Below are 7236 nucleotides of genomic sequence, written 5' to 3'. Positions count from 1 at the left end.
CACTCCTGACGTAAAGCGTCGCAGCACGCGCGAAGCGCGGTGAGGAAAGCAGTCCGGACACGCACCTCCGCAGGCCCCGGCCCCCGGCGGCCAGCCGCGAGACCGCAACCCGCACCCCCGTCACCCCTTCACCGCGCCGCCCAGCGCAAACCCTCCCCCCAGCCGCCGCGATATCAGCACATACAGGATCAGCACCGGCGCCGAGTACAGGATCGAGAACGCCGCCAACTGCCCGTAAATCACCGACCCGTAGTTGCCGAAGAACGTGAAGATCGAGACGGACGCGGGCAGTTGGTCCGGGGTGAGCAGCAGCATGAACGGTACGAAGAAGTTCCCCCACAGCTGGATGAAGGTATAGATCGTCACCACGGTCACCCCCGGCCCCATCAGCGGCAGCACCACCCGCGTCAGCGTCTGGAAGTTCGACGCCCCGTCCGTCCAGGCCGCCTCTTCGAGGACCGTCGGCACCCCGTCCATGAAGTTCTTCATCAGCCAGATGGAGAACGGCAGTTGGGACGTGGCGAGGAAGAGGGACGTGCCGTACGTGGTGTCGATGAGATCGACCTGGACGAACAGCCCGTACACCGGCACCATGATCGCGGTGATCGGGAGGCAGGTCGTGAACAGGATCGTCAGCAGATACGGCCGGTTGAAGCGCGAGCGGTAGCGGGAGAGCGGGTACGCCGCCAGCGCGGCGCACACCACGGTCAGGACCGTCGCGCTGCCGCACAGCAGCAGGCTGTTGAGCATCGGCGTGAAGGTGATCTCGTCGGTGAGGACCGCGCTGAAGTTTTCGCCGGTGAGCGACGAGGGGGCCCGTACGCGCAGATCCGCGTCGGCGTCGACCGAGGCGAGTGCCAGCCAGAGCAGCGGCAGTGCGAACGCGGCGGCGGTCAGGAGCAGGGCGGCGTCGGCCGAGAGGCGGGCGCGGGCGCGGCGGCTCAGCACGTCAGACCTCCACCCTCATCAGGCGCAGATAGACGAGGGAGAAGAGCGAGCCGACCAGCAGGAGGAGCAGCGCGACCGCCGTGCCGTAGCCGATCAGGCTCTTCTGGAACGCCTGGTCGTACATGAAGACCGGCAGGGTCTGGCTGCGATTGCCGGGACCGCCGCGCGTCATCGCCCAGATCAGGCCGAAGACGGAGAGGGTGGAGAGCGTGTTGAGCATCAGGTTCGTGCCGATGGAGCGGCGGATCATCGGCAGGGTGATGTGCCAGAGCCTGCGTACCCCGCTCGCACCGTCGACCTGCGCCGCCTCCGTGATGTCCTTGGGGATCTCGGAGAGCGCGGCGGAGTAGATCAGCATCGAGAACGCCGTGCCGCGCCACACGTTGGCGAAGGACACCGCCAGGATCGGCAGGGTGTACAGCCAGTTCTGGGAGGGGAGTTGGAGCCAGTCGAGGATCGCGTTGAGCGTGCCCTCGCGGCGGAAGAAGGCGTAGAGCAGAAACGCCGCGACGATCTCCGGCAGCACCCAGGCGGCGATGACCAGGGCGCCGGTGAGCGTACGGACCGGCCGGGACGCGGCCCGCATCAGGCCGGCGAGGGCGAGTCCCAGGGTGTTCTGGCCGACGATGGAGGAGACGAAGGTGAAGACCAGCGTCAGCCTGACGGCGTTACGGAAGTTCTCGTCGGCGAAGGCCCGGCGGAAGTTCGCCAGGCCCACGAAGTCCGAGGAGGACGAGCCGGTCAGCTGGGTGTTGGTGAAGGCGATCCAGACGCAGTAGGCGATGGGGCCGGCCAGGAAGAGCACCAGCAGGAGCGTGGCGGGGGCGAGTGGCAGCCAGCGCCACGGCCGGCCCTGCCGGCGGCCCGCGTGCGCGGTGCTCACCTGCTGACCACCGCGCCGTCGGTGAGGGTCTTCAGCTGGTCGTCGTACTCCTTCGCCGCTTGTTCCGGTGAGCCGTCACCCGTCGTCACCGTCTCCATCGCCTCGCCGATCGCCGTGGAGACCTGTGGATATACGGGCAGCGCCGGGCGGTAGTGCGTGAACTCGACCAGTCCGGTGAAGAATTCGATGCCCGGCATGGACTTGAGGTAGCGCGGATCGGCCGCCACATCCTTCCGTACGGCGATCTGCGCCCCGACGATGTCCCACTCGACCGCGTTCTCCCTGGTCTGCTGGGTCTTGATGAACTCCCAGGCGAGATCGGGGTTCTTGGCCTTGGCCGGGATCGCCCATGTCCAGCCGCCCGACATCGACACCTTGCCCGGCGCCTGCCCGTGCTGCGTCGGCATCGGCGTCTGCGCGAGATCCTTCGACCAGTCCGGCCACTCCTTGGGGCCCTTGTTGATCCAGTTCTGGCCCAGCCAGGATCCGTCCAGCGAGATCGCCAGTTTCCCTTCCGGGAACCACTCGGTGGCCAGTCGCGTGCCGACGTTGGGGTCGAGGGCGTCGGAGACATCGGGGCCGAGCTTTTCGCCGTACACCGTCCGTACGAAGCCCAGCGCGTCCCGGAAGCCCTGGCCGCCCGCCACCCACTTCTTCGCGGAGGCGTCGTAGAGCGGGTCGGCGCCCGTGCCGTACAGCAGCATCTCGAAGCCCTGCATCACGGCCGCCTCACCGGGGCCCTTGCCGGTGTAGACGTTGAGCGGGATGACCCCGGGGACCTTCCGCTTGACGGTACGGGCCGCGTCCAGGACCTCCGCCCAGTTCTTGGGCCGCCAGTCGGCGGGCAGCCCCGCCTTCGCGAAGATCTCCTTGTTGAACCAGAGGCCGCGGGTGTCGGTGCCGTCGGGAACCCCGTACGTCTTGCCGTCCTCCGCCTTGGCCGCCGACTTCGCCGTGTCGACGAACTGGTCCCAGTCGGCCCACTTCGCCAGGTAGTCGTCCAGCGGGCGCAGATATCCGGCCTTGATGTCGGAGTTGATCCGGAAGGTGTCCTCGTAGACCAGATCGGGGGCGGTCTTCGGGGAGCGCATCATCTGCTGGGCCTTGGTGGCGTAGTCGTTGTCCTGGGCCTGGATCGGGATGAGCTCGACCTTCTTGCCCGGGTGCTCCTTCTCGAACTGCCGCTTCACGGACTCCAGATAGTCGTCCTTGAAGCGGATCTTGTTGTCCGTGGAGCGGTTGTACGCGACCTTGACGGTGTCGGGATCGCTTCCTGAACCGCCGCCGCACGCCGTGAGCGAACCGGCGGCGAGCACGGCGACGAGGATCAGCGGGGCGGTGGGGCGCACGGGCACGACCTCCTCTGAGCCACAGTGGGCTGCCGCGACCGTAGGACTGGGCCATTCCCAAGGTCAATCCCCGTGCAGGGTCGATTAGTTGGCGCCCCGGCGTACGGCGACGGGGGTGGCTTCCGGTACGGCCCGCGCGGATCGCGGCCAGGTCAGTGGGTCGCGGGGAGCCAGCGGTACTGCAACTCGGGGCGCCCGACCTGGCCGTATTGCGGGCTGCGCTGCGCCCGTCCGTTGGTGACCAGATGTTCCAGATAGCGGCGCGCGGTGATCCGGGAGATCCCCACCTCGGCCCCGGCCTCGGCGGCGGTCAGTCCGCCGGCCGAGGCGCGCAGCGTACGGGTCACCGCCTCCAGGGTCGGGGCGCTCAGCCCTTTCGGCAGCGAGGCGGGCCCCGGTGCCCGGAGCGCGCCGAGCGCCCGGTCCACCTCGTCCTGGCCGCTCGCCTCGCCCGCCGCCGCCCGGAACTCGGCGTACCGTACGAGCCGGTCGCGGAGGGTGGCGAAGGTGAAGGGCTTCAGTACGTACTGGACGACCCCGAGCGACACGCCTTCCCGTACCACCGCGAGATCGCGCGCCGAGGTGACCGCGATGACATCCGCGTGGTGCCCGCCGGCCCGCAGGCTGCGCAGGAGCTGGAGGCCGTGCCCGTCGGGGAGGTACAGGTCGAGGAGGATCAGATCGATGTCCGTACGCTCCAGCAGCCGGCCCGCCTCCACCCTGGAGTGGGCGACGCCCGCGACGGCGAAGCCGGGCACCCGGCCGACGTAGAGCTGATGGGCGTCCGCCGCGACCGGATCGTCCTCGACCACGAGGACGCGGATCGGCGTAGCGCCGGGGCCTCCGGGGCCCGCAGGGTCCGTGGGACCGGTGCCGGGGCTCACCGGGCCGCCTCCATATCGTCGTCGGCGGCGGTCCTGGCGGCGACGACCGGAGCGACGGCCGGGTCGGACCCCGGCCGCCCCGCCAGCGGCAGCCGTACGGTGAACTCCGCGCCGCCCTCCGGACCCTCCGCGAGCTTCACCGTCCCCCGCGCGCGGTGCACCGCCTGCCGTACGAGCGCCAGGCCGAGACCGCGCCCGGGCCCCCGGGTCGACCAGCCGCGCCGGAACACCTCGTCCATGTCGCCGGGAGCGACCCCGGCGCCGGTGTCCCGAACGCCCAGCACCAGTTCGCCGTCCTCCACCAGGGCCGTCACGATGATCCGCGCGCCCTCGCCGCCCTGCGCCGCGTCCATCGCGTTGTCGATCAGATTGCCCAGGATGGTCACCAGATCGCGCGCCGGGAGCGTCGGCGGAAGGACGCCGTCGTCGATCCGGCTGTCCTCGGCGAGCTCCAGCTCCACACCGCGTTCATTGGCCTGCGCCGCCTTCCCCAGCAGCAGGGCAGCCAGGACCGGCTCGCCCACCGCGCCCACCACCCGGTCGGTGAGCGCCTGCGCCAGCTCAAGCTCCGCCGTGGCGAACTCCACCGCCTGCTCCACTCGTCCCAGTTCGATCAGCGACACCACGGTGTGCAGCCGGTTGGCCGCCTCGTGCGCCTGTGAGCGCAGGGCCTGGGTGAAGCCCCGCTCCGAGTCCAACTCGCCCGACAGCGCCTGGAGTTCGGTGTGGTCGCGCAAGGTGACGACCGTACCGCGCTGCTCCCCGCCGACCACCGGCCGCGTGTTCACGACCACGATCCGGTCGGCGGTCATATGCACCTCGTCCATTCGCGGCTCCGAAGCCAGTAGCGCGCCGGTGAGCGGGGCCGGCAGCCCGAGCTCGGCGATGGGGCGGCCCACCGCGGAGTCGTCCAGACCGAGCAGCTCGCGTCCGCCGTCGTTCATCAGCGCGATCCTGCGCCCGCCGTCGAGCATCAGCAGCCCCTCGCTCACGGCGTGCAGCGCCGCCTCGTGGTAGTCGTGCATCCGGCTCAGCTCCGCCGCGTTCATCCCGTGGGTGTGCCGGCGCAGCCGCGCGTTGATCACATACGTACCCAGGCCGCCGAGCGCCAGGGCCGCGCCCGCCGCCAGGGCCAGCACCCTGACCTGCTCGGTGATCTCGCCGGAGATCCGGTCCACGGTGATCCCGACGCTGACCAGACCGGTGATCCGGTCGCCGTCCCGTACGGGCGTGACCGCCCGGACCGAGGGGCCGAGCGTGCCCGTGTACGTCTCGGTGAAGGTCTCGCCGCGCAGCGCCGGCGCCGTACGGCCCAGGAAGGGCATCCCGATCTGGGCCGGGTCGGGGTGCGTCCAGCGGATCCCCTCCGGGTTCATGATCGTGATGAAGTCGATGCCGGTGTCCAGCCGCACGCGCTCCGCGTACGGCTGGAGTGCGGCGCTCGGATCGGGGGTACGGATCGCCTCGCGGACCGATGGCGAGTCGGCGAGCGCGTGCGCCGTGGCCAGAACCTGCTTGCGCGCGGTCTCGTCCGTATGGGCGCGACCGGTGACGAACGCGAAGACAGCGCACCCCGCGACGACAGCCGCGACCAGCACGACCTGCATCGCGAAGAGCTGGGCGGCGAGACTGCGGGGGAGCGGCAGATGCATGAAACAAGAATGCCTGGCCGGATTCATATGAACGAAATGAACGTAAGGGTGACCGGCGTCACACGGTGGTGGATAGTCACCGGGACCCCTCGGGACAGGGACGGGGGATTCGCAGGAGACGAGTCGAGGAGGACCCGTGGCCGCAAGGCGGGACCGTACCCACTATCTGTACATCGCGGTGATCGTCGCCGTCGCGCTCGGCATTCTGGTGGGCTTCGCGGCTCCTGGTGTGGCCGTCGAACTGAAGCCGATCGGTACCGGCTTCGTGAACCTCATCAAGATGATGATCTCGCCCGTGATCTTCTGCACGATCGTGCTGGGAGTCGGGTCGGTCAGGAAGGCCGCCAAGGTCGGCGCGGTCGGCGGGCTCGCCCTCGGCTACTTCATGGTGATGTCGACCGTCGCCCTGGCCATCGGCCTGGTCGTCGGAAACATCCTGGAGCCCGGTTCGGGTCTCCACCTCACCGAGGCCACCCGTGAAGCGGGCGCCGCCCAGGCGACCGGTGCCAGCGAGTCCACCGCGGACTTCCTGCTCGGCATCATCCCGACGACGATCGTCTCGGCCTTCACCGAGGGCTCGGTCCTCCAGACGCTGATGGTCGCGCTGCTGGCGGGCTTCGCGCTCCAGGCCATGGGCTCCGCGGGCGAGCCGGTGCTGCGGGGTATCGGGCACATCCAGCGCCTGGTCTTCCGGATGCTCGCGATGATCATGTGGGCCGCGCCGGTCGGTGCCTTCGGCGCCATCGCGGCGGTGGTCGGCGAGACCGGCCTCGACGCGCTGAAGTCGCTCGCGATCATCATGATCGGCTTCTACATCACCTGCGCGCTCTTCGTCTTCCTCGTCCTCGGCGCGCTGCTGCGGCTGGTCGCGGGCGTGAACATCCTCTCGCTGCTGAAGTACCTGGGCCGCGAGTTCCTGCTGATCCTCTCGACCTCCTCCTCCGAGTCGGCGCTGCCGCGGCTCATCGCGAAGATGGAGCACCTGGGTGTCAGCAAGCCCGTCGTCGGTATCACCGTCCCGACCGGCTACTCCTTCAACCTGGACGGCACGGCCATCTATCTGACGATGGCCTCGCTCTTCATCGCCGAGGGCATGGGTGACCCGCTCTCGATCGGTGAGCAGGTCTCGCTGCTCCTCTTCATGATCATCGCGTCCAAGGGCGCGGCGGGTGTCACCGGCGCCGGTCTGGCGACCCTGGCCGGCGGTCTCCAGTCGCACCGGCCCGAACTGGTCGACGGTGTCGGTCTGATCGTCGGTATCGACCGCTTCATGAGCGAGGCGCGTGCCATGACGAACTTCGCGGGCAACGCGGTCGCCACGGTCCTGGTCGGCACGTGGACCAAGGAGATCGACAAGCAGCGCGTGGACGAGGTGCTGGCCGGAAACATCCCGTTCGACGAGAAGACCTTGGTGGACGACCACGGTCCGGCCGACGAGTCGGGGGACGGGACGCCGGACGTGCCCGAGCCGCGCGGCTTGGAGAAGGCGGACAAGGCGGGGGTCTGATCCCCCTTCTCGC

General features: G+C 69.5%; 6 protein-coding genes. 1 reads left to right on the top strand and 5 read right to left on the bottom strand.

Annotation, left to right across the window (positions count from 1 at the left end):
* Positions 1–120 precede the first annotated feature (120 nt).
* From ACFRMN_RS32405 to ACFRMN_RS32385, 5 genes are all read right to left on the bottom strand, one after another.
* On the bottom strand, positions 121–948 hold the full coding sequence (locus tag ACFRMN_RS32405; RefSeq protein WP_383026415.1) for a carbohydrate ABC transporter permease: 828 nt from the start codon (positions 946–948) through the stop codon (positions 121–123).
* A gap of 1 nt (position 949) precedes the next feature.
* Positions 950–1831, bottom strand: a complete 882-nt coding sequence (locus ACFRMN_RS32400) for a carbohydrate ABC transporter permease (protein WP_383026413.1) — start codon at positions 1829–1831, stop codon at positions 950–952.
* Entirely contained in the window at positions 1828–3180 is a 1353-nt protein-coding gene (locus tag ACFRMN_RS32395) for an ABC transporter substrate-binding protein (protein ID WP_383026410.1), read from the bottom strand. The genes ACFRMN_RS32400 and ACFRMN_RS32395 overlap by 4 nt, the downstream gene beginning before the upstream one ends.
* A 152-nt stretch (positions 3181–3332) precedes the next feature.
* Positions 3333–4064 carry a response regulator gene (locus ACFRMN_RS32390; protein ID WP_383026408.1) on the bottom strand — a complete coding sequence of 244 codons (732 nt, stop codon included), beginning with the start codon at positions 4062–4064 and terminating at the stop codon, positions 3333–3335.
* Positions 4061–5716 (bottom strand): ATP-binding protein, encoded by a 1656-nt coding sequence (locus ACFRMN_RS32385; protein WP_383026405.1) that lies wholly within the window; start codon positions 5714–5716, stop codon positions 4061–4063. The genes ACFRMN_RS32390 and ACFRMN_RS32385 overlap by 4 nt, the downstream gene beginning before the upstream one ends.
* 136 nt (positions 5717–5852) lie before the next feature.
* Between ACFRMN_RS32385 and ACFRMN_RS32380 the strand changes: the two genes are divergently transcribed.
* Positions 5853–7223, top strand: a complete 1371-nt coding sequence (locus ACFRMN_RS32380) for a cation:dicarboxylate symporter family transporter (RefSeq protein WP_383026402.1) — start codon at positions 5853–5855, stop codon at positions 7221–7223.
* The last annotated feature ends 13 nt before the right edge of the window (positions 7224–7236 follow it).

Origin of the sequence: Streptomyces sp. NPDC056835 (genome assembly GCF_042789485.1) — a bacterium.
GTDB lineage: Bacteria > Actinomycetota > Actinomycetes > Streptomycetales > Streptomycetaceae > Streptomyces.
The sequence above is the reverse complement of the archived record's forward strand: the minus strand, read 5'-3'. Positions and strand labels throughout refer to the sequence as shown.